Source organism: Ornithinimicrobium carbonis, from assembly GCF_050703245.1.
Classification (GTDB): domain Bacteria; phylum Actinomycetota; class Actinomycetes; order Actinomycetales; family Dermatophilaceae; genus Ornithinicoccus.
Genome location: NZ_CP192647.1, coordinates 1,437,215 through 1,463,140, shown reverse-complemented (window position 1 = coordinate 1,463,140; position 25,926 = coordinate 1,437,215). Strand labels below are relative to the sequence as shown.

The 25,926-nt window shown below is 73.5% G+C and carries 16 protein-coding genes and 7 pseudogenes; 7 read left to right on the top strand and 16 right to left on the bottom strand.

The features are described 5' to 3' along the window. The first annotated feature begins 167 nt into the window (after positions 1-167). Positions 168-1,049 (top strand): DUF72 domain-containing protein, encoded by an 882-nt coding sequence (locus ACQ95T_RS07355; protein ID WP_425940658.1) that lies wholly within the window; start codon positions 168-170, stop codon positions 1,047-1,049. Positions 1,050-1,130: 81 nt separating this feature from the next. Beyond that, on the top strand, positions 1,131-2,066 hold the full coding sequence (locus ACQ95T_RS07350; protein WP_425940657.1) for an aldo/keto reductase: 936 nt from the start codon (positions 1,131-1,133) through the stop codon (positions 2,064-2,066). 46 nt (positions 2,067-2,112) lie between these two features. Here the strand turns inward: ACQ95T_RS07350 and ACQ95T_RS07345 are convergent, their stop codons facing one another. Together ACQ95T_RS07345 and ACQ95T_RS07340 are read right to left on the bottom strand one after the other, a co-directional pair. After that, positions 2,113-4,581, bottom strand: coding sequence for a hypothetical protein (locus tag ACQ95T_RS07345; RefSeq protein ID WP_431473707.1), 2,469 nt, complete (start codon positions 4,579-4,581; stop codon positions 2,113-2,115). Between the two features lie 323 nt (positions 4,582-4,904). Beyond that, positions 4,905-5,875 (bottom strand): annotated as a pseudogene (locus ACQ95T_RS07340) (quinone oxidoreductase family protein). A gap of 61 nt (positions 5,876-5,936) precedes the next feature. Here ACQ95T_RS07340 and ACQ95T_RS07335 point away from each other — a divergent pair. Further along, positions 5,937-6,156 (top strand): annotated as a pseudogene (locus ACQ95T_RS07335) (MFS transporter); the annotation flags it as partial. A gap of 138 nt (positions 6,157-6,294) precedes the next feature. Here the strand turns inward: ACQ95T_RS07335 and ACQ95T_RS07330 are convergent. The 5 genes from ACQ95T_RS07330 to ACQ95T_RS07310 form a co-directional block, all read right to left on the bottom strand. Continuing rightward, entirely contained in the window at positions 6,295-6,894 is a 600-nt protein-coding gene (locus ACQ95T_RS07330; protein WP_425940653.1) for a TIGR00725 family protein, read from the bottom strand. Further along, a complete protein-coding gene (locus ACQ95T_RS07325) occupies positions 6,866-7,069 on the bottom strand; it encodes a hypothetical protein (protein WP_425940651.1) in 204 nt (67 codons plus the stop codon). Before ACQ95T_RS07325 ends, ACQ95T_RS07330 begins: the two co-directional genes overlap by 29 nt. Before the next feature lie 60 nt (positions 7,070-7,129). Beyond that, positions 7,130-8,686: an L-piperidine-6-carboxylate dehydrogenase gene (gene amaB, locus ACQ95T_RS07320; RefSeq protein WP_431473706.1), complete on the bottom strand. Its 1,557-nt coding sequence runs from the start codon at positions 8,684-8,686 to the stop codon at positions 7,130-7,132. 83 nt (positions 8,687-8,769) lie between these two features. Next, positions 8,770-9,675 (bottom strand): FHA domain-containing protein, encoded by a 906-nt coding sequence (locus ACQ95T_RS07315; RefSeq protein WP_425940647.1) that lies wholly within the window; start codon positions 9,673-9,675, stop codon positions 8,770-8,772. A 5-nt stretch (positions 9,676-9,680) separates the two neighbouring features. After that, the gene (locus tag ACQ95T_RS07310) at positions 9,681-9,989 is read right to left on the bottom strand and encodes a hypothetical protein (protein ID WP_425940645.1); all 309 of its coding nucleotides are present in this window, start codon (positions 9,987-9,989) and stop codon (positions 9,681-9,683) included. Positions 9,990-10,119: 130 nt separating this feature from the next. Here ACQ95T_RS07310 and ACQ95T_RS07305 point away from each other — a divergent pair, with 130 nt between their 5' ends. Then, positions 10,120-11,319, top strand: a complete 1,200-nt coding sequence (locus ACQ95T_RS07305) for an acyl-CoA dehydrogenase family protein (protein WP_425940643.1) — start codon at positions 10,120-10,122, stop codon at positions 11,317-11,319. Positions 11,320-11,344: 25 nt separating this feature from the next. Here the strand turns inward: ACQ95T_RS07305 and ACQ95T_RS07300 are convergent, their stop codons facing one another. Together ACQ95T_RS07300 and ACQ95T_RS07295 are read right to left on the bottom strand one after the other, a co-directional pair. Next, positions 11,345-11,737, bottom strand: coding sequence for a L,D-transpeptidase (locus tag ACQ95T_RS07300; RefSeq protein WP_431473705.1), 393 nt, complete (start codon positions 11,735-11,737; stop codon positions 11,345-11,347). An 86-nt stretch (positions 11,738-11,823) separates the two neighbouring features. Next, positions 11,824-12,144 (bottom strand): annotated as a pseudogene (locus ACQ95T_RS07295) (peptidoglycan-binding domain-containing protein); the annotation flags it as partial. Between the two features lie 225 nt (positions 12,145-12,369). On the opposite strand from ACQ95T_RS07295, the gene ACQ95T_RS07290 reads away from it, so the two are divergent. Then, positions 12,370-13,668, top strand: coding sequence for an ABC transporter substrate-binding protein (locus ACQ95T_RS07290; protein WP_425940639.1), 1,299 nt, complete (start codon positions 12,370-12,372; stop codon positions 13,666-13,668). A gap of 69 nt (positions 13,669-13,737) precedes the next feature. Here ACQ95T_RS07290 and ACQ95T_RS07285 read toward each other — a convergent pair whose 3' ends face one another. After that, positions 13,738-14,676 carry an SLC13 family permease gene (locus tag ACQ95T_RS07285; RefSeq protein ID WP_431473704.1) on the bottom strand — a complete coding sequence of 313 codons (939 nt, stop codon included), beginning with the start codon at positions 14,674-14,676 and terminating at the stop codon, positions 13,738-13,740. Beyond that, on the bottom strand, positions 14,673-15,281 hold the full coding sequence (locus ACQ95T_RS07280; RefSeq protein ID WP_431473703.1) for an SLC13 family permease: 609 nt from the start codon (positions 15,279-15,281) through the stop codon (positions 14,673-14,675). The genes ACQ95T_RS07285 and ACQ95T_RS07280 overlap by 4 nt, the downstream gene beginning before the upstream one ends. Positions 15,282-15,432: 151 nt before the next feature. Between ACQ95T_RS07280 and ACQ95T_RS07275 the strand changes: the two are divergent. Both ACQ95T_RS07275 and ACQ95T_RS07270 read left to right on the top strand, forming a co-directional pair. Next, positions 15,433-16,215: pseudogene (locus tag ACQ95T_RS07275) on the top strand (NYN domain-containing protein); the annotation flags it as partial. Between the two features lie 374 nt (positions 16,216-16,589). Further along, positions 16,590-16,964, top strand: a pseudogene (locus ACQ95T_RS07270) (DUF488 family protein); the annotation flags it as partial. A gap of 600 nt (positions 16,965-17,564) precedes the next feature. On the opposite strand, the pseudogene ACQ95T_RS07265 reads toward ACQ95T_RS07270, so the two are convergent. The 5 genes and pseudogenes from ACQ95T_RS07265 to icmF all read right to left on the bottom strand — a co-directional run. Next, a pseudogene (locus tag ACQ95T_RS07265) lies at positions 17,565-18,326 on the bottom strand (glycoside hydrolase family 32 protein); the annotation flags it as partial. A 217-nt stretch (positions 18,327-18,543) separates the two neighbouring features. Further along, entirely contained in the window at positions 18,544-19,209 is a 666-nt protein-coding gene (locus ACQ95T_RS07260; RefSeq protein WP_425940632.1) for a VOC family protein, read from the bottom strand. 48 nt (positions 19,210-19,257) lie between these two features. After that, complete coding sequence (locus tag ACQ95T_RS07255) at positions 19,258-20,922, bottom strand: DEAD/DEAH box helicase (protein ID WP_431473802.1); 1,665 nt, start codon at positions 20,920-20,922, stop codon at positions 19,258-19,260. A 74-nt stretch (positions 20,923-20,996) separates the two neighbouring features. Then, positions 20,997-22,643: an SWIM zinc finger family protein gene (locus ACQ95T_RS07250; RefSeq protein ID WP_431473702.1), complete on the bottom strand. Its 1,647-nt coding sequence runs from the start codon at positions 22,641-22,643 to the stop codon at positions 20,997-20,999. A 66-nt stretch (positions 22,644-22,709) separates the two neighbouring features. Beyond that, positions 22,710-25,923: pseudogene (gene icmF / locus ACQ95T_RS07245) on the bottom strand (fused isobutyryl-CoA mutase/GTPase IcmF). Between the last annotated feature and the right edge of the window lie 3 nt (positions 25,924-25,926).

Sequence of the window (25,926 nt, the reverse complement as noted above, 5' to 3'; positions counted from 1 at the left end):
GGGTCGGCCCCCGCCGTCGTCGTGGGCCCCCGCCGTCGTCGTGGGCCACCGCCGTCGTCGTCGGCCACCGCCACCGCCACCGCCACCGCCACCGCCACCGAAGGTGCCGGCGTCCGGCCTGCCGCTCCGACCGACGGTCCACCAGGTGCTGGCCTACGGTCGGTGGGGTGAGCACCACCCACCGGATCCGCATCGGCATCTCCGGCTGGAGGTACGCCCCCTGGCGCGGCGTCTTCTACCCGCCCGGGCTGCTGCAGCGTCGCGAGCTGGAGTACGCCTCCCGCTGCCTGGACACCGTCGAGATCAACGGGTCGTTCTACTCCCTTCAGCGTCCCAGCAGCTACCGGGCCTGGGCCGAGCAGACACCGCCCGACACGGTCCTGTCGGTCAAGGGGAGCCGGTTCATCACGCACATGAAGAAGCTGCGCGACGTCGACACGGCGCTGGCCAACTTCTTCGCCTCCGGCCCGCTCGCCCTGGAGCACCGGCTCGGGCCGTTCCTGTGGCAGCTGGCCCCGCGCTTCCGCTACGACCACGACCGCCTGGACGCCTTCCTCGCCCGCCTGCCGCGCACGGCATACCAGGCCGCAGAGCTGGCCGCCCAGCACGACGACCGTCTGCGCGAACCCGCCTGGACCTCCCCCGGACCCGACCCGGAGCGTCCGCTGCGGCACGTGCTCGAGGTGCGCCACCCCACCTTCGCCGACAACGCCGAGCTGCTCGACCTGCTGCGGCGGCACGGCGTCGGGATCGTCGTCGCCGACGCCGCCGGGCTCTGGCCCTACTACGACGTGGTGACCGCGCCCGTCGTGTACGTGCGCCTGCACGGGGACACCGAGCTCTACACCAGCGGGTATGGCGAGGAGGCCCTGGGCGTGTGGGCGCAGCGCATCCGGGGCTGGGCCGAGCAGGCCGAGGTGTTCGTCTACTTCGACAACGACGTCAAGGTGCACGCGCCGCACGACGCGATGCGGCTGGCCGACGTGCTCGGGGTGACCGCCTCGTCGCGTCTGCCCGGGGAGCGGGGCCCGAGCGACGTGCAGGGGTGACCGGGTGAGGCACGGCTGGCCGTGGGGCGGGGCCTACAGTGCTGCCAGCGCACTCGTACTCCATACCCGAGAGGACCACGCATGCCGCAGCTGCCGGGCAGCCCCCTGGAGATCTTCCCCCTGAACCTCGGCGGCAACGCCTTCGGCTGGACGGCGGACGAGAAGACGTCGCACGCGGTGCTCGACGCGTTCGTGGAGGCGGGCGGCACCTTCGTGGACACCGCCGACTCCTACGCCGCCTGGGTGGACGATCGTGGTGGCCAGTCGGAGACGATCATCGGCTCGTGGCTGGCGGCGCGGGGGCGGCGGGACGACGTGCTCGTGCCGACCAAGGTGGCCCGAAAGCCCGGGCGTGAGGGACTGTCGCGGGCAAACGTGCTGGCGGCGGTCGACGAGTCGCTCGAGCGGCTCCAGACCGACCACGTCGACCTGTACTACGCGCACTTCGACGACGAGGACGTGCCGGTGGCCGAGCAGGTCGGGGCGTTCGACGAGGTGGTCCGGGCGGGCAAGGCCCGGGCTGTGGGCCTGTCGAACTTCTCGCCGGCACGCATGCGCGAGTGGTTCGAGACGGCCCGTCAGGAGGGTGCCGCGGTGCCGGTCGCGGTGCAGCCGCGCTGGTCTCTGGTGTCCCGCGAGACCTACGAGCGGGACTACGCACCCATCGTGGTGGACGAGCAGGTGTTGGTGTTCCCGTATCCGGCGCTGGCCTCGGGGTTCCTCACCGGGAAGTACCGGTCCGAGTCGGACTTCGAAGGAGCGCCCCGGGGTGGAGCGGCCCGGCGCTACTTCGAGGCGGGTGGGCTCAGGGTGGTGGACGTGCTCGTCGACGTCGCCGGTCGGCACGGGGTCGAGCCCGCGACGGTGGCGCTCGCGTGGCTGCTGGCCAAGGGGGCGACCGCACCGATCGCGTCCGTGTCCCGACCCGAGCAGCTCGCGCCGCTGCTGGCCGCTGCGACCACGACACTGAGCGACGAGGACGTGCGCCGGCTTGACGAGGCTTCCGAGGGCTTCTGACCGAGTGCCCGCTGTTCCCCGGGTCGAGGTCGGGGCGCTGGAGAGCTCAGAAGGGTGGGGGGTCGTCGGGGGCGGGGCGGGTGGCCCAGCCGTCGGTGTGGCCCTGGCTGGCGGTCCTTGACGCCCAGGGGTCCTGGGTGCGGGGGGTGTCGGGTGTCTTCGCGCCGGGGGTGTCCTTGATGTCGAGGAGCTGTTCGGGGGTGGGGCCTTTGAGGTCGGCGTGGCGGCCGTCGCGGGCCAGGGCCAGGCGGGGGTCGATGCTGGCCCAGCCGGCCAGGCGCAGGTCGTAGGCCTCGGCGTCGACGAGGTCGTCGGTGGCGCGGGCCGGGGCGCCGGCGTGGCGGTGCACGATCGCGGCGTACAGGAGGCGGTTGGCCAGGTCGGCCCGGTCGGCCCACCGTTGCGTACCGTCGGGGTCGTCGAGGTCCGAGGCGGGGGCCAGGGCATCGAGGCGGGTCAGGTACTGGCGGTAGTCGTGCCCGCGGGTGGTCACGACCTGTCGCAGCAGGGTGGTCCAGGTCAGGTCGCGGCGTTGGTTCATCGCCGAGGACCACAGCCGGGCGGTCTTGAGCGCGTGGAAGAAGACGCCCTTGCCGTTGAGGTTGGTCTCGGCCGTGGGACCGCCGTCCTGGTGCTCGTGCTCGTGGTCGAGCTGCCAGCGCTGCGGCGGGGTCCGCTCCCCCGGGCCGCGCCCGTACACGTCGGCCGCGGCGATTTGGCGGCGCATGTCCGCGTCGGGCCGGTAGGCGGCGATCGTGCGCTCGATGCACCGCCCGTCGGCCGGGTCGACCAGGATCCGGTGCATCGTCGTGCCCGGTGCCAGCGCCAGCTCCCGGGCCCCACCCGGGGTCAGGAACGCCGGGTGCAGCCCCACCAGCTCGGCCACCGTGCCCGACCACGCGACCCCCGGCAACGGGACCTGCCCCACCACCGGCCAGCCCGGTGGCACGGCCATCGGTGCTGGCGCGCCCGGCGAGGGCGGCGCGCCCGGAGAGGGCGGCGCGCCCGGAGAGGGCGGCGCGCCCGGAGAGGGCGGCGCGTCGGGCGAGGGCGGTGACGCTCCTGGCGGGGTCGGTGGCCCTGCTGAGGACGGCAGGGCAGACTGGTCCCCGCATCGTCGGGCGAGCCAGTCCGGCAGCGGAGGCCAGCCAGGGCCGGCCAGGGTCAACGACCCGACGTCGGCCGGACCATCTCCACCCCGGTTTCCCTCGCTACCGCCTCCGCCACTGCTGCCTGCTCCGCCATGGCTACCGCCACCCCGGCCTTGGACGCTACCCCCACCTTCGCCGCCCGGTCCGTGGGCACGCCCGCGACCGGGGCCGGGGTGGGTGTGGGCGCACCTCGGACAGGCCACCGTCCCGGTCAGGGAGTCCCAGGGGACCACGACCTGCAGGTTCACCGGTGGGGTCGCCGTCGTCACCGCGGCCAGGGCGTCCAGGTCCTGCGGTGTGAGCAGCTCATCGACGACCTGCGGAATCGCGACCGTGCCGTGCAGCAGGAGACCGGCGCACAGGTCCGAGCGCAGCTGCGCCAGCGAGCGTTCCTCCCCCGCACCCCTCAACGTCCTGGCCATCCGGTCGATGCGGGCGAACACGCCCACGCCCGAGATCAACGGGGTGCGCACACCCACCGTGGCGGTCCCGTCGTCGTGCACCCGCAACCACGCGTCCCGCCCCGCGACCGCCTCGTCGCGGGCGGCCCGCGCGGACCGCTCGTCCCTGCCCCTGGCCCGGACCACCTCACGCTCGAGCGCGGCGTAGAACTCCTTGACCGCCCACGCCCGTCCGTGCAGCTGCCCGTCCGGGTCCAGCCGCTCCGGCGCCGCGCACGCAACGTCGCTGCCGAAGAGCGCCGCGCCGATCATGGTCACGTCCTCGGTCGGCAGCGACCCTGCCTTGGTCCAGAACCGGCGCACCAGGTGCCAGGGCACCTCACCGCGGCGCAACGCACCCAGCACCGCTCCGACGATCCCCTCCGGCGCGCACGCCACCGCGACCATGTCCCGGGCCTCTCCGCGGCCCAGACCCAGGGCCACCTCCAGCTCGGCAGCCACCAACGACTTCACCCGCGCCCGCCACTTCCCCCAGGCCGTGGCCGACAACCCCGCCGGATCCTCGACCCCCTTCTCCTGCAGCAGCCGCCGCCCCGTGCGCACCGCCAGATCCGCCACCGCGACCAGCTGCACCGCCTCCATCCGGCACCGCAACAACGCCAACGCCCCCACCCCGTGGACGGCCTCCAGGTCCATGGCCGGGGCAGTGAGAACTCCCTCGTGCTCGGCCGCCACCACCGCCGCACCAGCCATCGCCTCCACCGTCGCGGCCTCCAGTCCCAGATCGGACAGGACGCGACCCACGGCGCCGATCGGATCCCGCAACGTCAACCCCGGGTCGTGCTCGGCCGCAGGCTCCGCCCAGGCTCCGGGACCGGTCAGCTCCTGCCACACCAGTGACTCTCCGAGGGCGCAGGCCTCGGCGTCGTAGGGCTCGATGTCCTCCCACGGCGGCTCCACCACAGCGACACCAGGACCCGACCCACCCGACACCCACGACGCCCCACCACCACGACCGGCACTGCGACTGCCACCCATCGAACCCCTCCTCCCCAGACATCCCCCTGCCTGAGACCCATATTAGGACATGTGTTCGAACATGGCAAGAGGTATCCCCAGCTCGCGTGTCCCCCACCGCGCGAGAACCCCGCAGGGCTGGCTCGCGGGGGCCTCGGGCGGCCAGACCGACGCGAGCGGCCCCCACGTCAGGAACGTGAGGGCCGCGCGAACACCCGGTTCAGATCAGGTCAAAGGTCAGGTAGGGCAGACCAGGTCAGGTAGGCGAGTCAGGGCACGAGCAGCAGCTTCCCCGTGGTGCCACCCGCCTCAAGGTCCTCATGCGCCCGCCGGGCCTCTGCCAGGGGATATCGTCCGCCGATCCGCACCTTCAGCGACCCGTCGGCCACCCCGCCGAGCACGTCGCCGGCCCGCCACAGCAGCTCCTCACGCTCGGCCGCGTAGTGCGCCAGCGACGGCCGGGTCAGGTAGAGCGACCCGCCGTGGTTGAGCGCCATCGGGTCGACCGGGGGCACCGGCCCGCTGGCCGCGCCGAAGAGCACCATCATCCCGCGGGGGCGCAGCACCGCGATCCCGGCGTCGAACGTGTCCTTGCCGACCCCGTCGTAGACGACGTGCACGCCGTCCCCGTCGGTCAGACGCTGCACCTCCTCCGCGAGGTCGACGTCGCGATAGAGCACGACCTCGTCCGCGCCCGCCTCCTTGGCCAGCTCGACCTTCTCCTGGCTTCCCACGGTCCCGATCACCCGCACGCCCTTGGCGCGCAGCAGCTGGCACAGCAGCAGGCCGACCCCACCGGCGGCAGCCGTCACCACCGCGGTCTGCCCCTCGGCGGCCTCGAAGGTCGAGTTCACCAGGTAGTGGGCCGTCATGCCCTGCAGCATCACCGCGGCCCCCAGCTCGAGCTCCATCCCCTCCGGCACCGGGACCACCCGCGCGGCCGGGACCAGGACCTGCTCGGCATACCCGCTCCCGGGGGCCATCGCCCACGCGACGCGGTCGCCCACCTGCACGTCCTCCACGCCCTCACCGAGGGCGGAGACCGTTCCCGACCCCTCGTTCCCACCGACGAACGGCAGCGGCAACGGGTACCTGCCGCTGCCTGGTAGACGTCGATGAAGTTGATCCCCCCGGCCGCCAGGTCGACGCGGACCTCGCCGGGGCCGGGCTCCGGCGTCTCCCGCTCGACGACGGTGAGGGCCTCCGGCCCTCCGGGCTGCTCCACGATGACTGCACGCATGTCCCGACCCTACCCACGCCGACGGGGCCCGACCGTCGGAGGCACCCCCTGCGGCTCCCCTGTGTCCACCCGCACCGTCGCACCGGACCGCCAAAGCCCCCGCGAACCGCGGCCGGCGCTGTGGGCGCTGGTCATCGGGTTTCATGGTCCTGGCCGGCACCACCATCGTCTCGGTGGCCACGCCCGCCCTCATCGACGGCCTCGACGCCAGCGTCAACGAGGTCCTCCGGGTCACCTCCGGCCACCTGCTGGGGTATGCCGTCCCGCTCCTGGTCACGGGCGCCCGGGTGACCGGGGCCGGAGCTGCAGACCCTCGTGGGGGCCTGCCAGGCGGGCGACATTCAGGCCTGCGACGACCTGTGGTTCGCGGCCCCCTCCGGATCGGCCGAGGAGCAGCTGGGCGCCGACTGCGGTGGCTTCTACCCGGGGCAGGGACCGGGCTGCGTGTGGGCCGAGGAGGACGCCGCCCTCTCGCCCTGATGCAGCAGGTGGGCCACCAGGGCGATCGTCTCCTCGACCGACCCGGCCCGCACCGGCGGACGCCCGGGTCCGTCGGTGCCGCCCAGCAGGTCGGCGTCCCACCCCAGCAGGACGACCGGCACCCCCGTCCGGCACGCGAGCGCCACCTCGCTGAGGGTTCCCCAGCTCGACCCGACGGCCACGACCACGTCGCTGACGCGCACCAGCAGGCCGTTGCGCAGCTCGCCCAGCCCGGTGGGCAGGACGACCGTGTGGTGCTCCCCGGCCGCGCCCCGTTCCCGGCCCGGGAGCAGCAGCCCCACGCTCAGGCCGCCCGCCGCGCGGCACCCCTGCGCCGCCGCGGCCATCACGCCGCCCAGTCCACCGGTGACGACCACGGACCCCCGCCGCCCCAGGGCCTGGCCGACGTCCCTGGCCAGCCCGACCTGCTCGGCCGTGGCACCGTCCCCCGGCCCGACGACCCCGACGTAGCCCGCGTGGCCCGCGTCTGCCTCGCCCCCCGTTGACCGGTCAGCTGGGGTGGCCGGAGAGCTCATCATCGGCGGTGCTGCCCGAGGAGGGGACGACCGACGCCACCGGGCTGCTGCTGGCCGCCCGTCCTCGACGGCCGGTGACGGCCCGGACGATGCTTATGGCGGCGACCATCGCCAGCGCCCCGCCGAAGATCCAGGCGAAGGGCGAGGGGTCCTGTGACCGGTCGGTGCTGCGGTTCATCGGATGCTCCTGGGGTCGCGGTGCCGGCGGCGTCGTCGCCGCCTCCTCCAGTGTCGCCCCTCAGACCTCGAACGTCACTCCCTGGGCGAGGGGCAGCTCGCCGGAGTAGTTCACCGTCGTGGTGACGCGCCGCATGTAGGCCTTCCACGCGTCCGACCCGGACTCCCGACCGCCGCCGGTGTCCTTCTCCCCGCCGAACGCGCCGCCGATCTCGGCCCCCGAGGTCCCGATGTTGACGTTGACGATCCCGCAGTCCGACCCCTCCGCCGAGCAGAACAGCTCGGCCTCGGCCTGGTCGCGGGTGAAGATGCTCGACGACAGGCCCTGTGGCACGGCGTTGTTCATCGCCACCGCCTCCGGGAGCTCCTCGTAGGTCATCACGTAGAGCAGCGGGGCGAACGTCTCGGTGTGCACCACCTCGGTCTGCCGCGGCATCCGGACGACGGCCGGCCGGACGTAGAACGCCTCCGGCGCCTCCTCGGCGAGCACCCGATCACCTCCGGCGAGCAGCTCGCCCCCGTCCTGGACGGCCCGGTCCACCGCGCTGCTGAAGGTCTCGAAGGACCGTCCGTCGAGCAGCGGCCCCACCAGCGTCCCCGCACCCGACGGGTCCCCCACCTTCAGGCTGCGGTAGGCGGACGCGAGCCGCCGGGTGAGCTCCTCCTCCGCCACGTCCACGTGGGCGATCACCCGGCGCATGGTCGTGCACCGCTGCCCCGCGGTGCCGGCGGCGGAGAAGACGATCCCCCGGACCGCCAGGTCGAGGTCTGCGCTGGGTGCGACGACGGCGGCGTTGTTGCCCCCGAGCTCGAGCAGGCTGCGCCCGAGCCGTCCGGCGACGACCGGCCCGACCGAGCGCCCCATGCGGGTCGAGCCGGTGGCGCTGAGCAGGGCCACCCCACGGTCGGCGGCCAGCGCCTCCCCGACCTCGGGACCGCCCAGCAGCACCTGGGAGAGCGCCTCGGGATGCCCCGCCTCACGGATCGCCCGCCCCAGCAGCGCGTCGGCGGCGAGCGCGCACAGCGGCGTCCGCTCGGAGGGCTTCCACACCACCGGGTCGCCGCAGACCAGGGCGACCGCGGTGTTCCACGACCACACGGCGACCGGGAAGTTGAACGCCGAGACCACCCCGACGACGCCCAGCGGGTGCCACGTCTCGCTGAGCCGGTGCCCGGGCCTCTCCGAGGGCATCGTCCGCCCGTAGAGCTGCCGCGACAGCCCGACGGCGAGGTCGCAGACGTCGATCATCTCCTGCACCTCGCCGAGCGCCTCCGAGGTCACCTTCCCGGCCTCGACGGTCACCAGCGCGGCCAGGTCCTCCTTGTGCTCAGTCAGCAGCTCGGCCCACCGCTTGACCAGGGCCCCGCGCACCGGGGCCGGCACGGTGCGCCATCCCTCGAACGCCTCCCGCGCGCGCCGGACCGCCTCGCCCACCTCGTCGGGCCCGTCCCACTCCAGCGAGGACACCACGCCGCCCGTCACCGGGGAGCGGCCCTCGTGCGCCCCCCGCCGGGCGTCCAGGTCCACCCCGCAGGCGCGCGCCGCGGCCTCGGCCCGGGCGCGCAGCTCCTCCTCGGTCGGCAGGGACGCGGGTATGCGGTGGGGCTGGGACGGCACGGGAGGATCCTTCCAGGGTGCTCGGGTGGGCCCCGGGACCGGAGGTCCCGGGGCCCCTCACCCTGCCACAGCCGAGCGGGGACCTATCCCTGGTAGCGGGGCCGGGGGGGCTGCGGCCGCTGGCGGGCGAACTCCCCGCCCGCCCGACCGCCGTAGGGCCGGCCGTGGTCGGCGTACTCCTCCCGCCGGTAGGTCAGCGACCAGCGGCCCACGGACACGACCGCACCGGTCCGCAGCGGCACGGGTCGATCGACCTCGGCCCCGTGCACGCGGACGGACTCACCGGCGACCGGCACCACCTCGTACTCGTCGGTGGCTGGGTTGCGCCGCACCTGCAGCTGGCCCGGCGCCAGCCCCTCGAGGACGAGGTCGTCCTCCGGGCCCGACCCGATCGTCGTGGTGCCCCGGCGCAGGTCCAGCTCCGTCCGGGCGCCACCCTGCTCCGGCGGGGCGGTGTAGTAGACGAGGCGCGGACGCCCGCCCCCGAGAGGATCGTGCGTGGTGGTCACGTGCCGCCGGCGGGGCGGGGCGACGGTGGGGGCGGGTGGCCACGGCGTGGACGGGGGCACCAGCCCCCGCAGCGACGGGGCGCCCGCGTCCCCCTTCGACCGCGCCAGCCGCAGGGCGGCCCGCCGGTCGTGCAGCGCGATGTGGGCCGACCCGGTCAGGGCACGGTCGAGGATCGAGGCGCGGACCCTGCCGAGCGACAGGATCCGGCCATGGTCGCCCTCGACGACCACGGTCAGCCCGTCGTCGGCCAGCAGCCGTGCGAGGTCGCGGACCGGGTCCACGGTCGTGCGCAGGTCCGCGCCCATCGGCAGGACGTCCAGCCCGTCCAGGTGCACCGTCAGCGTCGACCCCGACCCGGTGACGCGACCGGTGAGCCGGCGGCCGGGGTCGTCGGCGGCAGGACCGGTGTCCACCGTCAGGGTGAGGTCGGCCTCCACGTGCAGGCGCGGGGCCGCCGGGGCCGCGGTGGGCGCGGACACGACGGTCACGCCCTGTCGGAGGCGGTGGCGTCGTGGCCCCGGCCGGTGTCGGAGGCGTGCTCCTCGGTGGTGATGCGCAGCGTCCCGTCCAGCTTCCAGGTGGCGCGGGGGGCGTCGGGGCCGGTGTCCCGGGGGACCTCGACGGCCATGTCGACGAAGCTGTAGTTGATCGCGGCCCCTTGGCCGGTCAGGTAGCTCCACATCTCCTTGGCGAGGTCCGTCCACGAGACGGCGCCGGACCCGTCGGCGGCCGGGGCGGTCCCGGGGCCGCCCGGGCTGACGGTGGTGCTGGCGGGGCTGGTGAGCTCGGTCATGTCTGCATCTCCTTGGTTCATCTTTGGACAACCTTTGTCCAATGTCTGTCAGTGTGACACCACCGGGCCGTCGACGCAAGGGGCACCCGTAGGCTGAGCCGCACCCACCCCATACCCGCAGGAGCGCACCGTGGCCCGCCTGAGCAGCACCGACCTGCCCGTCGACCTGATCGACCTCGACGCCGTCCTCACCGAGGAGGAGCGTGCGGTGCGCGACAGTGTGCGCGCGGTGTGCGCCGAGCACGTCCTGCCCTTCGTCGCGGAGTGGTACGAGCAGGGGCGGGCGCCGGTGCGCGAGCTGGCGCGGGTCTTCGGCGCCCACGGCCTCATGGGGATGCACCTGCAGGGCTACGGCTGCGCGGGGATGAGCGCCGTCGACTACGGCCTGGCGTGCCTGGAGCTGGAGGCCGCCGACTCCGGGGTGCGCTCGCTGGTGTCGGTGCAGGGCTCCCTGGCGATGTTCGCGATCTGGCGGTTCGGCAGCCAGGAGCACAAGCAGCGGTGGCTGCCCGCGATGGCCGCGGGCGAGGCGATCGGCTGCTTCGGCCTCACCGAGCCCGACCACGGCTCCGACCCCGGGTCCATGCGCACCCGGGCGCGCCGCGACGGGGACGAGTGGGTGCTGGAGGGGACCAAGACGTGGATCACCAACGGGTCGGTGGCCGACGTCGCCGTCGTGTGGGCGCGCACCGAGGGCGACCCGGAGGGGCGGGACACCGTCCGGGGGTTCGTCGTCCCCACCGACACCCCAGGATTCTCCGCCCCCGAGATCACCGGGAAGATGTCGCTGCGGGCCTCGGTGACCTCCGAGCTGGTCCTCCAGGGGGTCCGGCTGCCCGCCGACGCCGTCCTGCCGGAGTCCGGGGGCCTGCGCTCCCCGCTCGCCTGCCTCGACGAGGCGCGGTACGGGATCGTGTGGGGATCGATGGGGGCGGCGCGGACGGCGTTCGTGACGGCCCGCGACTACGCGGTGGAGCGCGAGCAGTTCGGCCGGCCCATCGCGGCCTTCCAGCTCACCCAGGCCAAGCTGGCCCGGATGCACCAGACGCTGGCCACGGGGCAGCTACTGGCCCTGCACCTGGGCCGGCTCAAGGACCGCGAGCTGCTCCGTCCCGAGCAGGTCAGCGTCGGCAAGCTCCACAACGTCACCGCCGCGATCGAGGTGTGCCGCAGCGCCCGCACGGTGCTCGGCGCCAACGGCGTCTCCGGGGACTACCCGGTCATGCGGCACGCCAACAACCTGGAGTCGGTGCTCACCTACGAGGGCACCGAGGAGATGCACACCCTGGTCGTGGGACAGGCGCTGACGGGCCACCAGGCGTTCAGGTAGGCCGACCCCTCAGGGCCACCGCCGCTCAGACGACGAGGACGCGGCCGCCCATCCCGAGCATCCCGTCGGCCCAGAACATGTCCATCGCGGCGGTGGAGATCCGGGCGCAGCCGTGCGACGCGGGCCAGGGCGGGATCGACCCGGAGCCGTGCACCGCATAGTTGCCGTCGTAGAACATCGGGCGGTACAGCTCGCCGAGCTCGCCCTCGCGCCAACCGTCGCCGAGCGTGCCCACGGAGTCCATGAAGCCCACGACGAAGTCGCCGGAGGGGGTCTGGGCGGTGTACTCGTTCCCCCTGAACTCGTAGGGCTCACCGTTGCCGGTGGAGGTGTTGAACACCATCGTCGTCGCTCCTCCGCGGACGACGAGGAGGAGCTGCGGCCCGAGGTGGACCTCCACGTGGTCCCCGCCGGCCACGGGGCCGGCCGGTAGCCGGTCTCCACGGCCGCCTGGGTCGCTGGCCCGGCGATGCCGTCGCGCACGAGGCCGTGGGCCTTCTGCACGGCCCAGACCGCCTGCTGGGTCAGGTGGCCGAACACGGCGTCGGGGGTGCCGCACCAGTAGCCGGTCGACCCCAGCTGCTGCTGCAGCGCCAGCACCCCGTCGCCGGCGTCACCACGCTGGTATGCCGCGGGCTGGGGCGGCGGGGGCGGCTCGGGCTCCGGTTCGGGCTCGGGCTCCGGCTCGGGCTCGGGCTCAGGCTCAGGCTCCGGCGGGGGTGGCGGCGGCGCGGCGACGACCCGGTCGTACGTGTCGGCGAGCCCGCCCAGCACCGCGCCGGTGACAAGACCCAGACCGCCCCGGAGCAGGTCCCGCCGGTGCATCGGCAGCCGGGTGAGGGCCTGCGGCACCCCCTCGTATCGCTGCAACCTCATGCCCGGTCCTCCCCGTGTGCGGCGTCGACGCGTCCGCCATTGGACGCACGGACCGGACCGGTGGCCCCCGGGCGACACGCGGTCGTTGCCGAATCGTGACCACCGACGGGTGGGGCGCACGCCCACGTCATACAGTGTTCCCACACGTCGGCCGACCCCTCCGGGAGGACCTGCATGGCACCGTCGCCGCCCCTGTCCCGCCGCTCCGTGCTCGCGCTGGGCGGGAGCGCGGCCCTCGGCGCGGTGCTCGCGGCCTGCGACGTCGGGACCCGGCCCGTGCCGATGACCGGGGACGGGACGACCGCGACGGGGACCGCCGGCGGACCTGCCCCGCGGTTGCAGCAGTGGTACCACCAGTACGGCGAGGAGGGGGTGCGGGAGGCGGTCGAGCGCTACGCCGCCGAGTACGAGGCCGCCGACGTCACCGTGAGCTGGCAGCCCGGGGCCTACGACCGCACGACCGTGACCGCCCTGGTGGGCGGCGAGGGTCCCGACGTGTTCGAGTACCCCAACGGACCCTCGGTCGACATGATCCGGGACGGCCTCGTGGTCGACCTGACGGACGTCTTCGGGGACGCCCTGGCCGACTTCACCCCGTCGATGATCGAGCGGATGACCTACGACGGGAAGATCTGGGCGATCCCCCAGGTCATCGACACCCAGGTGCTCGTCTACCGGCCCAGCCTGCTCGAGCAGATGGGCCTCGAGCCGCCGCGCACGATGGAGGACCTGCAGGTCGCGGCCCGCGAGCTGACCACCGACCAGGTCAAGGGCCTCTTCCTCGGCAACGACGGCGGTGCCCAGCGGATGGGCGGCCCGATGCTGTGGTCGGCGGGCCTGGACTACCTGGAGGACGACGAGGTCGCCTTCGACTCGGCCGGCGCGGCCGAGGCCCTGACGGTGCTGCGCACGTTCTGGACCGACGAGGTGCTGCTGCTGGACTCGCCGCAGGACTGGGACGACCCGGCCCCGCTGACGTCCGGCCGGGCCGCCATGCAGTGGACCGGCCTGTGGACCTTTCCGCAGATCCGGGCCGAGCTCGGCGACGACGTCGGGGCCATCCCCTGGCCGTCCATGCCCGGCGGGTCCCCCTCGGTGCCCGTCGGGGCCTACGGGTCCTGCGTCTCGGCCCGTGCGACCGACGTCGAGGCGGCCCGGGACTTCGCCCGGTGGCTGTGGGTGGAGAAGACCGAGCACCAGCTGGACTTCGCGACCTCCTACGGCGTGCACATCCCGGCCCGGCTGAGCCTCGTCCCCCAGGCCGACGTCCTGGCCGACGGTCCGGCCAAGGACGTGGCCGCCTACGTCGTCGAGCACGGCCACGTGCAGACGCCGCTGCTGTGGACCCCTCGGGCGCAGGCTGCCTGGGCCGAGATGATGGGCAGGGTGGTGCGGGAGGGGGCCGAGCCGCAGGCCGAGCTGGACGCCCTGGTCCCGCTCGTCGAGGAGGAGCTGGAGCGCGTGGCGGTCTGAAGGCCCGGGGCTCGTTCCCTCCCTCTTCACCACCGGGGGCGGTTCGACGACGGGGCAACTGCCCCGTCGTCAGAGACCGACGCCGAAGACGAGGGGGACCAGGGTGTACAGCATCAGGACCGCGACGAGCAGCGAGATGATGTTCAGCCACACCCCTGCCCGGACCATCTGCTTGATGCTCACCTCGCCGGAGCCGAAGGCCACAGCGTTGGAGGGAGTGGCCACAGGGAGCATGTAGGCCGAGCAGACCGCCAGGGTCACCGTGATCGTCATCAGCAGGGGATCCATGCCGATGCCCACGGCGACGGCGCCGAAGATGGGGAAGAAGGCCGCGGCCGTCGCGGTGTTGGAGGTCAGCTCCGTCAGACCCAGACCGACGACGGCGACCACGACCAGGATCAGCAGCGGGGACATGCCCTCCAGTCCGCCGACCTGCTCCCCGATCCAGGCGCTGAGACCGGTGGCGGAGAACATGGCCGAGAGGGACAGACCCCCGCCGAACAGGAGCAGCAGTCCCCAGGGGATGTCACGGGCGGCGCTCCACCTCAGCAACGGGATGCCGTCCGGGTCGACCGACCGACGTTCCGCGGGCACCAGGAAGCACGCGATGGCCGCCACCATGGCCACCTGCGGGTCGGAGATGGAGGCCAGGAACGGCAGTGCGGCCCCCACCGCGGGGATGTCCACGATGAACGGCACGGCGACCCAGAAGAAGATCGCGACCGCGAAGATCGCGGCCACCCGTCGCTCGGCCGTCGACATGGACCCCAACCCGCGGAGCTGGTCGTGGATCATCTCCTTGCCGCCGGGAATCCGGTCGACCTCGGGACGGAAGACCAGCTTCGTGAGCACGAGCCAGGCGATGACCAGCATGATCGCAGCCCACGGGACACCGACGAGCATCCAGCGGCCGAACGCGACGTCGATCTCGTGCGCGTCGGCCAGATAGGCCTTCATCAGAGCCATGGGCGGCTGGCCGATCACCGTGGCCGTGGAACCGATGGTCACTCCGTAGGCGACGCCCAGCAGCAGCGAGGCGGCAAACTTCGGGCCTGCGGACGCCGGGTGGCCACCTCGCGGACGAGGTGGAGGACCGAGACGGCGATCGGCACCATGATGACCGCGGTCGCGGTGTTGGACACCCACGCGGAGATGAGGGCCGAGGCCAGCATCAGGCCCAGCACCATCTGGGAGGAGCGGGTCCCGACCGCCCGGATGGTCAGCAGCGCGATCCGGGTGTGCAGGTTGGACCTCTCGGTGGCCAGCCCCAGGATCACGCCGCCCATGACGAGGAAGACGACGGGATTGGCATAGGGGGCCGCGACGTCCGACATCGAGGCCGAGTCGAGCAGGGGGAAGACGGCCAGCGGCAGGAGCGAGGTGACCGGGATGGGTGCCGCCTCGGTCATCCACCACAGCGCCATCCACGCGGCCGTGCCGGCCACCACCCTGCCCTCGACCGGGAGCGACGACGGGAGCAGGAGCGCGAGGACGAGGGCGACCACCGGACCCAGGGCCACCAGCCACCACCGGCGTGGACCCGCGGGGTCGAAGGAGTCCCCGGCGTCGGCCACCGGGGTGCTGGGCGTGGTCGCCTCGCTCGTCATCGTCATGGGAATACCTCTGCGGTCGTCGGACGGGGTCCCCATTCACGCTAGGGCGTTGCAAGGTACAGAAAAAGACTCAAATCACTGCGGATTGATTCTTGCGGATTATCAGTCGTCGAGGTCTTGGCGCTGAAGACGCTGGCGTAGGGTTCGAGGCGTGGATACCGACGCCAGCAGCTCGACCCGGATCGCCGTGCTCATCGACTGCGACAACGTCTCCGCCAAGCACGCCGAGTCCGTCCTGGAGGAGCTGGCCAAGTACGGCACCCCGACGGTCAAGCGGGCCTACGGCGACTGGACGACCCAGCATCTGGTGGGGTGGAAGTCCGAGCTGCACCGTCACGCCATCCAGCCGGTGCAGCAGTTCGCCTACACCGTGGGCAAGAACTCCTCAGACTCCGCGCTCATCATCGATGCGATGGACCTGCTGTGGCAGGGCAACGTCGAGGCCTTCGCCCTGGTCTCCTCCGACTCCGACTTCACCCGGCTGGCCACCCGGCTCCGCGAGTCCGGAAAGCGGGTCTTCGGCCTCGGGCGGCGGAAGACCCCCGAGTCGCTGCGCCGCGCGGTGGACCAGTTCATCTTCCTGGAGGTGCTCCAGGAGCAGGACCAGGACCACCGGCAGCTCGAGGACGACGGGCCCGAGGACGCCGGGCCGGACACGGCCGGTGAGGACGACCGCGGGAGCACCACCCCGTCCATCAACCTGCAGAGCGCCCTGACCAAGGGGGTCAACGCCACCTCGGGCGACGACGGCTGGAGCCGGTTGAGCGTCGTCGGCCAGCACCTGAACCGGGCGCACGCCGACTTCGACCCGCGCGAGTTCGGCTACGCCAAGCTGTCCCAGCTGGTGCAGGACCAGCCCTACCTGGAGACGATGACCGAGGGCGCCCACCTCATGGTGCGCCTGCGGCAGAAGAGGGGCGGACGGTCGACGAAGGCGTCCGCGACGACGAAGACACCCGCGAAGGCACCCGCGAAGTCGATGGAGAAGTCGGCGGAGAAAGCACCCGAGAAGGTGGAGAAGGCGGCCGAAGCGACCGTCGAGAAGGCACCGGCCAGGAGGACGCGGGCCGGGTCGTCCCGGGCCGCCGCGGCCCAGGGCGCGGCCGAGAAGGGCGCGGCCGAGAAGGACGACGTGGAGAACAGCACCGGTGCGGACGCGCCCGTGCCGGACTCCCCCGCCACCCAGGCCCCCGACACCGCCACCGAGCAGAAGCCGCCCGTGCGGCGCACGCCCACCCGCCGAACGGCCAGCCGCCGTGCCACGTCGGGAACCACGAGCCCGGCCGGCGGGGACGCCTGAGGGACGCCGTGGTCGGGACGGACCCCGCCCTGCTCACGTTCGGCCACGGGACGCTCGACGCCGAGGGCCTGGGCGACCTCGTCCGCTCGGCCGGCATCGCCCTGGTCGTCGACGTCCGCCGTTATCCGGGCAGCCGCACCAACCCGGCCGCGGGACGCCCCGCCCTGGAGGACCTGCTCGCCGACGTCGGGGTCGGGTACCGGTGGGACGAGCGGTTGGGCGGCCGCCGACGGCTCGACGCCGCGGAGCGCGCCGACAACCCGGACACCTGGTGGCGCGTCGAGCAGTTCCGGGCCTACGCCGCCTGGACCCGCGAGCCGCCGTTCCGCGACGGACTGGCCGACCTGGTGGCCGGGCTGTCCGGGGATCTGCGCGGGCGCACGGCGGTGATGTGCTCGGAGGCGGTCTGGTGGCGCTGCCACCGCCGGATCGTGGCGGACGTGGTTTCTCGGCGAGCAGGCGACGCCCGTCGGACACCTCATGCACGACGGCCGGGTCACCGCGCACACCCTCAGCGACGGGGCTCGACGGGGTCCGGACGGTCGGCTGGTGTGGAGCGGGGACGCACGCAACCGGCTGACCTCGACCGGGCGCACCTCGACGACGGGAGCAGCGGCCTCGGCCGGGACGACGAGGGACCACGGCCGGGGGTGACGGTGGGTGATCGTCGGACCGGCGACGGGGTAGACCTCCACCACGTCCGCGTCGACGAGGACCCGCGTGCCCGCTCTCAGGTCCACCGCTCCCAGCTCGGGGTGCACCAGCCGGGCACCGTCGGCGAGCGCCTCGACCTGTGCGGCGCGGTCGAGCACCTCGTCCGCCCCGGAGGCGGGGGTCCCGACAGCACCGAGGGGCAGCCCGGCCGCCACCAGCGGGTCGAGCACCAGGCGGACCGCGCCCTCGTGACCACCGTCGGGATCGCGCACGACCCGCCGGGGAAGGGTCAGGCAGCCGGCATGGTCAGGCCCACCGGCGGGCCGGTCCTCCTCGCGCACCCACCCCATGAGCCAGGCGCCCGGCCCCGGGTCCGCGGCGACCTGCGGCGCGTAGAAGGCCTGCCCGGCGTCCAGCACCTCCACCCCCGAGGGGGCGAAGCGGGGCACGCCCCCCTCGTCGAGGATCCTGCCCCCCACCGACACGACCCGGGTCAACCGGCCCCGGTCGTGCAGGGACAGGATCAGCGCCGCATCGCCGTCGCCCAGCAGGACCAGCTGCGGGCACTCCCACACGTCCGCGGGGAGCGCCCCGGCGAGCTCGACACCCTCGCCACGCAGCCAGATCCCGGCGTAGAGCCAGTCGTCCAGGTCCGTGCAGTCGTAGAGCAGGACCGCAGGGGTCCCGTCCTCCAGTCCGGCGCCGAGCAGCGCCCAGCGCCGACCCCCGTGCTGGAGGACGAACGGGTCGCGCATAACCCGGACCGGAGCGCCCGGCTGGGCCGCGACCACCTGGGGGGCCGACCAGAGCACGAGGTCCTCGTCCCCATGCCGCAGGCAGACGGTGCTCACCTGGGTCTCGTCGACCACCCCGGTGTAGAGGGCCACGGCCCCGTCCGCCGTGGGCACGACCACCCCGCTCCAGCAGCCGAACGCGTCCGGCCCGCCCTCGGTGGGTCCGAAGGCGACCGGGTGGTGCTCCCACCGGAGCAGGTCCGTGCTGCTGGCGTGCCCCCACGCGATCCGGTCGTGCCGCGCGGCCTCGGGGTTGTGCTGGTAGAAGACGTGCCAGCGCCCTCCGGTGAAGACCATCCCGTTGGGGTCGTTGAGCCAGCCGCTCCGCGGCCTGAGGTGGTATGCCGTCCCGTCGGGTGCGCCGCACGCGGCACCGCCGTGGTCGCCCCCGGCACCGCCGTGGTCGCCCCCGGCACCGCCGTGGTCGTCGCCGTCGCGGCCGTGGTCGTCCCCGTCGCGGCCGTGGTCGTCCCCGTCGCGGCCGTGGTGGTCGCCGTCACCGCCTGGGTCGCCGTCATCGCCCACGGCAGCACTCCCCCAGCTCGATCCGCCCCTCGGGGCTGTCCAGCACGGCGTGCAGGCGGGGCTCGGGACCGCGGTGCACCTCGACGCGGACGCCCAGGGCGGCCAGGTCCCGGGCCACGGCCTCCGGGTCGGGGTGGTCGACCGCGAGCTCGACGAGCTCCAGGGTCGGCATCGAGGCGTCGGTGGGGTGGGGCCCGTCCCAGGCGATGAGGAACGGCTGCACGCCGCCGTGGCCCAGCGGACGGGGCACCGCCAGCCGCCAGGCCAGGCGGGTGCCGTCGGGCAGCTCCCTGCTCGCGGCGACGGGGTGCCCGGCGTCCACCCCCGCCGCCTCCGCCGCGGCGAGCGCGGCGTCCAGGTCCTGCGGCTGCACCGCCCAGGCGTGCAGCCGGGGGACGAAGTCCGCCCCCAGGGTCCCCAGCCCGAGCATCGTCTCCTCCGGTGCCACCGGGGGCTGGTCCGGGTCGGGTGCCAGCAGCTCCAGGTAGCACCGGCGTCGCCCCTGCCAGGTCATCCCCACCAGGGCGTTGCGGGTCCCCCGCCCGGGATGGGCACCGCCCGCGACCGGCTGCACCCCCGTCCGGCGCGCCAGGTCCAGCACCGCGTCCTCCAGGTGGGGGACGGCCAGGACGAGGTGGTCGAGGGCGGCGGGCATGAGGGACATCCTCAACCATGCGCCGCCGTGCCGCCACCACCTGTGCTCCTATCCGTCCAGCAGGCCCCGGATGTCCTCGGCCGTGATCGTCCCGGAGCGGAACTCCCCGGCGTCGACGACGGTGCGGAACAGGTCGCGCTTGCGCTCCTGCAGAGCCACGACCTTCTCCTCGATCGTGCCGGTGGAGACGAGCCGGTAGACGTTGACCGGGCGGGTCTGGCCGATCCGGTGCGCCCGGTCCACCGCTTGCGCCTCGGCGGCCGGGTTCCACCACGGGTCCAGCACGAAGACGTAGTCCGCCTCGGTCAGGGTGAGGCCGAAGCCCCCCGCCTTCAGGCTGATGAGGAACACCGGGTCCTGGCCCTCGCGGAACGCCGCGATCCGGGCGGGCCGGTCACGGGTGCGGCCGTCCAGGTAGGAGCAGCTGATGCCGGCCGATGTCAACGCTTCCCGGACCAGCCCCAGGTAGCCGGTGAAACTGGAGAACACCAGCGCCCGGTGCCCCTCGGCCGCCAGCTCGCGCACCTGGTCCACGAGCACCGAGATCTTCGCCGAGGTCGCCAGCCCGACGTGCTCCTCGTCGACGAGCCCGGGGTCCAGGGCGAGCTGGCGCAGCATCGTCAGCGCGCGGAAGACGGCCATCCGGTTGCGGTCGAGGTCCTGGAGCAGTCCCAGCACCCGTTGACGCTCGCGCTGCAGGTGGCGGTCGTAGACCTTCTGGTGGCTCGGGTGCAGCGGGACGGGCAGCACCTGCTCGACGCGCTCGGGCAGCTCGGTGGCCACCTCACCCTTGGTGCGGCGCAGCAGGAACGGACGCACCCGGCGCCGGAGCCGGTCCAGCGCCGAGGCCGACCGCTCCTGCTCGATGGGCCGGCGGAAGTGCTCGGTGAACGACTCGGGCCCGCCGAAGAGCCCCGGCGCGGCCAGGGAGGTCATCGACCAGAGGTCCATGACCGTGTTCTCAAGGGGTGTCCCCGTCAGGACGAACGTGCGGGGGCTGCCCAGCTCGCGCACCGCGCGGTAGGTCACCGACCGGTGGTTCTTGACGAACTGCGCCTCGTCGAGGACCACGCCGCTCCACGGCAGCGCGCGGTACTCGGCCGCCTCCAGCCGCAGCAGGGTGTAGGAGGTGATGACAAGGTCGGCCGACCCCACGGCCTCCGCCAGCGCGGCCCCCCGCCGTCTGCGGGTCGCGGTGACCGCGGCGGTGCGCAGGCCGGGGGCGAACCGGCGGGCCTCGGACTCCCAGGTGGCCACCACGCTGGTGGGGGCCACGACGAGGACCGGCCCCTCCGCGAGGTCACCGCGCTCCTCCCCCCGCAGGACCGTCGCGAGGACCTGCACGGTCTTGCCCAGCCCCATGTCGTCGGCCAGGATCCCGCCGAGGCGCGCGTCCCACAGGATGCTCAGCCACCGGAAGCCCTGCAGCTGGTAGTCCCGCAGCGTCGCGTCCAGCGCCTGCGGCACCTGAGCGGTGCCGCGGTCGGCGTCGCCGAGCCGGCGCAGGGCGTCCACAGAGTCGCTCCACCGCTGCGCCTGCTCCCCCACGACGCCCAGCTCGACCAGCTCCTCCCACAGCCCCGCCTGGTAGCGCGTCAGCCGGACCGCGTCCGGACGCTCGACGTCGGTCAGCGCGCGGGCCTCCTCGATGAGGCGGCGCAGACGCTGCAGCTCCGGGGTGTCCAGGGCGAACCACGTGCCCGAGGGCAGCATCATGACGGCGTCTCCCCGGACGAGGGCTGCGAACAGCTCCTCGAACGGCACGGGTTCACCGTCGACCGTCACCGTCACGTGCAGGTCGAACCAGTCCTGGGGTCCGTCGTCGTCGCTGCCGACCTCGCTGGTGCCGAAGGTGACCACCGGGGCGTCCTGGGCCTCGGCGTATCCCGGCAGCTCCCCGTGCAGCCGCACGAGCACCTCGTCGTGGTCCTGCAGCGCCGGCAGGACCACGCTGACGAAGAGCGCGGTGTCGCGACCGGAGAGCGTGCGCGGCTCGGGCCGAGGGGGGACGACCCACGGGTCGACGAGGGCAGGCATCGCCGCCAGCAGCTCCCCGACCTCGGCGAGGAGGCGGTCCTCGGTCCTGATGTCGCGGGGGCCATCCTCGTGCGAGCGCCGGAGGGGGACGACCACGCCCCCGCCGTCCCCGCCTCGGGATCCTCAGGGCCCCCGGAGGTGCTGGTGTCCCGCCCGCGGTAGAGGAAGCTCCAGGCCAGATCCAGCGCGTGCTCGGGCCCTGGCGTGAGGTCGAGCAGCAGGACCGGCCGGGCCGGCTCGAGGTCCTCCGCGGAGCCGTCGCCGGAGCGGACCGGGACCGCCCGGGCCAGGTGCGGGTAGTAGAGCGTGCGGAAACGCTCGACGTCCTCGACCGGCACCTGCACCGGGGTGTCCCGCTCCACCAGCGGCACGAGCGGCTCGGGGATGCTCGTGCGCACCGGCCACAGCTGCAGCCGGCCCTCCCGGTCGACGCGGACCACGCCGTGCGCGGGCCGGCCCAGGACGAGCAGCCGCCCCGCACCGTCGTGCCCGTCGCGTCCGTCCCGGCCCTCGTCGTCGACGGGCCCGTCGTCGTGCACCAGCCGGGGAGCCAGCGACAGGTGCCCGTCCTCGGCGCGGGCGAGGTCGAGCACCACGTCGACCGTGCCCCTGCCCAGCTCGACGGCGGTCAGGCCGGTCCCGGCCACGAGCTCGACCCCGACGTCGCGGCACCGCTGCAGCACCGGCCAGGCCAGGGCCCCCATGTCGCCCAGGGAGAGCTCGGTGGCCGAGAAGTGCCGGTAGGACAGGCTCTGCGCGGCCGTGTGCAGCTGGCTGACCGCCGCGCGGTGGACCGGGTCGACCCCGGGGCTGGCCCACGGGCTGGACAGGTCCCGCCAGGTGACGCCGCTGCGGGCCCAGCGACCGCCGCCGCGCAGGCTGCGCCGGACCGGGCGGACCACGACCCGCGCCCGCTGGTCCCAGGCGTCCGGGCCGTCGGGCAGGCCCAGCTCCAGCCCGAGCCGGTGGGTGGGTTCCTGCTCCCCGTCGCCGTGGGGACCGCCCGCGCCCGGCGAGGGCGCCCGGACGACGGCCGCCAGCGCGTGCTCCCAGTCCTGCCGCGAGGTGTCGGCCCCCAGCTCCCGCAGCCGGCGGGCCGCGACGAGCATCACGGCCACGGCGTGCTTGCAGTCGACCGCCACGGGGCAGGAGCAGCGGCCGAACCACCCGGTGTCGGCGGTCCCCCGGTCCGGCTCCACGACCGTCTGGTAGAGACCGCGGCCCGACCCGTTGACGGTGGCGACCAGCTGGCCGCGCCGCCCGGCGGCGAGGGTGCGCACCTGGTCGCTGGCGGCATACCCCTCGGCGCGCGAGAGGGTGACCACCCCGACGTCGCGCACGAGGGTCTCCCTGCTCAGCTCGAGCACCCAGCGCGCGGAGGTCAGGTCGGTGGCCACCCCGTCACCGTAGGCGCTCGCGCCGACAGTCCCGGCCGCGCGTCCACAGGCCCGTGGCCGCCCCGCTCAGACGTTGCGGCGGTACTGCCCGCCCACCTCGAAGAACGCCTCGGTGACCTGCTGCAGCGTGCAGACGCGGGCGGCGTCCATGAGCACGGCGAAGACGTTGTCCCCGGCCAGCGCCGCCTCCTTGAGCCGGCCCAGCGCCTCCTGCGCCTCGTCGGCGTGAGCCTGCTGGAACTCGGTGACCCGCCGCAGCTGGGACTGCTTCTCCTGCTCGGTGGCCCGGGCCAGCTCGACCTCGACCTCCTCCCGCTCCGACTCCGGCCGGCGGAAGGTGTTGACCCCCACGATGGGCAGCGACCCGTCGTGCTTGCGGTGCTCGTAGAGCATCGACTCGTCCTGGATCCTGCCGCGCTGGTAGCCGGTCTCCATCGCCCCGAGCACGCCGCCGCGCTCGGAGATCCGGTCGAACTCGGCCAGCACGGCCTCCTCCACCAGGTCGGTCAGCTGGTCGATGATGAACGACCCCTGCTGGGGGTTCTCGTTCATCGCCAGGCCCCACTCCTTGTTGATGATCAGCTGGATCGCCAGGGCCCGGCGCACACCGACTCGGTCGACGGTGTGGTGATCGCCTCGTCGTAGGCGTTGGTGTGCAGGCTGTTGGCGTTGTCGTAGATGGCGATGAGCGCCTGCAGCGTGGTGCGGATGTCGTTGAAGTCCATCTCCTGGGCGTGCAGCGAGCGCCCGGAGGTCTGCACGTGGTACTTCAGCTTCTGGCTGCGCTCGTTGGCGCCGTACTTCTCCCGCATCGCCACCGCCCAGATCCTGCGGGCGACGCGGCCGATGACCGAGTACTCCGGGTCCATCCCGTTGGAGAAGAAGAAGGACAGGTTGGGCGCGAAGTCGTTGACGTCCATCCCGCGGGCCAGGTAGGACTCCACGTAGGTGAACCCGTTGGCGAGGGTGAACGCCAGCTGGCTGATGGGGTTCGCCCCGGCCTCGGCGATGTGGTAGCCGGAGATCGACACCGAGTAGAAGTTGCGCACCCCGTTCTCGATGAACCACTCCTGAATGTCGGCCATCATCCGCAGCGAGAACTCGGTGGTGAACAGGCAGGTGTTCTGCCCCTGGTCCTCCTTGAGGATGTCCGCCTGCACGGTGCCGCGCACGGTGGCCAGGGCGTGCGCCCGCAGCTCCTCGGCCTCGGCGCCGGAGGGCTCGCGGCCCTCCCGCTCGCGGAAGGCGTCCAGCTGCTGGTCGATCGCGGTGTTGAGGAAGAAGGCCAGCACGGTGGGTGCCGGGCCGTTGATCGTCATCGACACCGAGGTCGTCGGCGAGAGCAGGTCGAAGCCGTCGTACAGGACCTTCATGTCGTCCAGCGTGGCGATCGAGACCCCGGACGTGCCGACCTTGCCGTAGATGTCGGGCCGCTCGCCCGGGTCGCGCCCGTAGAGGGTGACCGAGTCGAACGCGGTGGACAGCCGGGTCGCCGGCAGCCCCTCGGAGAGCAGCTTGAAGCGCCGGTTGGTGCGGAACGGGTCGCCCTCGCCGGCGAACATCCGGGCCGGGTCCTCGTTGTCCCGCTTGAAGGAGAAGACCCCGGCGGTGTAGGGGAAGGCACCGGGCAGGTTCTCCCGCCGCCAGAAGCGCAGCATGTCGCCGGCGTCGCGGAAGGCCGGCAGGGCCACCCGCGGCACCCTGGTGCCGGAGAGGGACTCCCGGGTAAGCTTGGTGGTGATGTCCCGGTCGCGCACGCGCACCGTGTGCTCGTCCCCGGAGTATGCCGTCACGATCCCCGGCCAGGCCTGCTGCAGCTGGTGCACCTCCTCGGGCAGGTCCTGGCGGGCCTGCTCGAGCAGCTCGTCCACGCCGTGGTCGGTCCGGCCCAGCGCGGCCAGCTCGTCGTCGACCGCCTCCAGGCGCTGGACCCGGGAGGCCGCGTCGGCCCAGCGCTCGGTGTCCGCGTGGTAGCCGCGCACGGTCTCGGTGATCTCGGACAGGTAGCGCACCCGGGTCGGCGGGACCACCTGCCGGATCGTGCTGGAGTGCCGCACGTCGACCCGCGGCAGCGTGCCCTCGGACACCTGGAGCCCGTGCCCGCCGAGGAGCTCGAGCAGGTGCTGGTAGAGGGCGGTGACGCCGTCATCGTTGAAGGTGGCCGCCGAGGTGCCGAAGACCGGCATGTCCTCGGGCCGCTCGCCGAACGCCTCCCGGTTGCGGACCAGCTGGCGGCCCACGTCCCGCATCGCGTCCATCGCGCCGCGCCGCTCGAACTTGTTGATCGCGACCACGTCGGCGAAGTCGAGCATGTCGATCTTCTCCAGCTGGGAGGCGGCGCCGAACTCCGGCGTCATGACGTAGAGCGAGGTGTCCACGAACGGCACGATCCCCGCGTCGCCCTGCCCGATGCCGGGGGTCTCCACGACCACCAGGTCGAACCCGGCGGCCTTGAGGATGTCGATCGCCGCCGGGACGGCGTCCGGCACCTCGCGGTCCCCGCGGGTGGCCATCGACCTGAACATGACCATGTCCCCGTCCAAGGAGTTCATCCGGATCCGGTCGCCCAGCAGCGCCCCGCCGCCCTTGCGCCGGGTGGGTCGATCGCCAGCACCGCCACCCTCAGCCGGTCGCCCTGGTCGACCCGGATCCGGCGGACCAGCTCGTCGGTGAGCGAGGACTTGCCCGAGCCGCCCGTGCCGGTGATCCCCAGGACCGGCACGGTCCTGGCCGCGGCGGCCTCGGCATACCTGCTCCGGTCCGCCTCCGGCAACCGTCCGGTCTCGGCGCCGGTGATCGCCCGCGCCACGGCGGTCCGCTCCCCGGCCAGCACCGCGTCCACGTCGGCGGCGCCGACGTCCCACAGGTCGTAGTCGCAGTCGGCGACGACCTGGTTGATCATCCCCGGCAGGCCGAGGCGCTGACCGTCCTCCGGGGAGAAGATGGTCACCCCCGAACCCCGCAGCCTCTCGATCTCCTCGTGGACGATGACCCCGCCGCCGCCTCCGACGACGCGCACGTGCCCGGCCCCGGCCTCGCGCAGGCTCTCGACGAGGTACTCGAAGTACTCCACGTGGCCGCCCTGGTAGGAGGAGACCGCCACCCCGTTGGCGTCCTCGTCCAGGACCGCGTCGACGACCTCCTGGACGGACCGGTTGTGGCCCAGGTGGACCACCTCGGCCCCCTGGGTCTGCATGATCCGCCGCATGATGTTGATCGAGGCGTCGTGGCCGTCGAACAGGCTGGCGGCCGTGACGATGCGGACCGGGTTGGTCGGCACGTG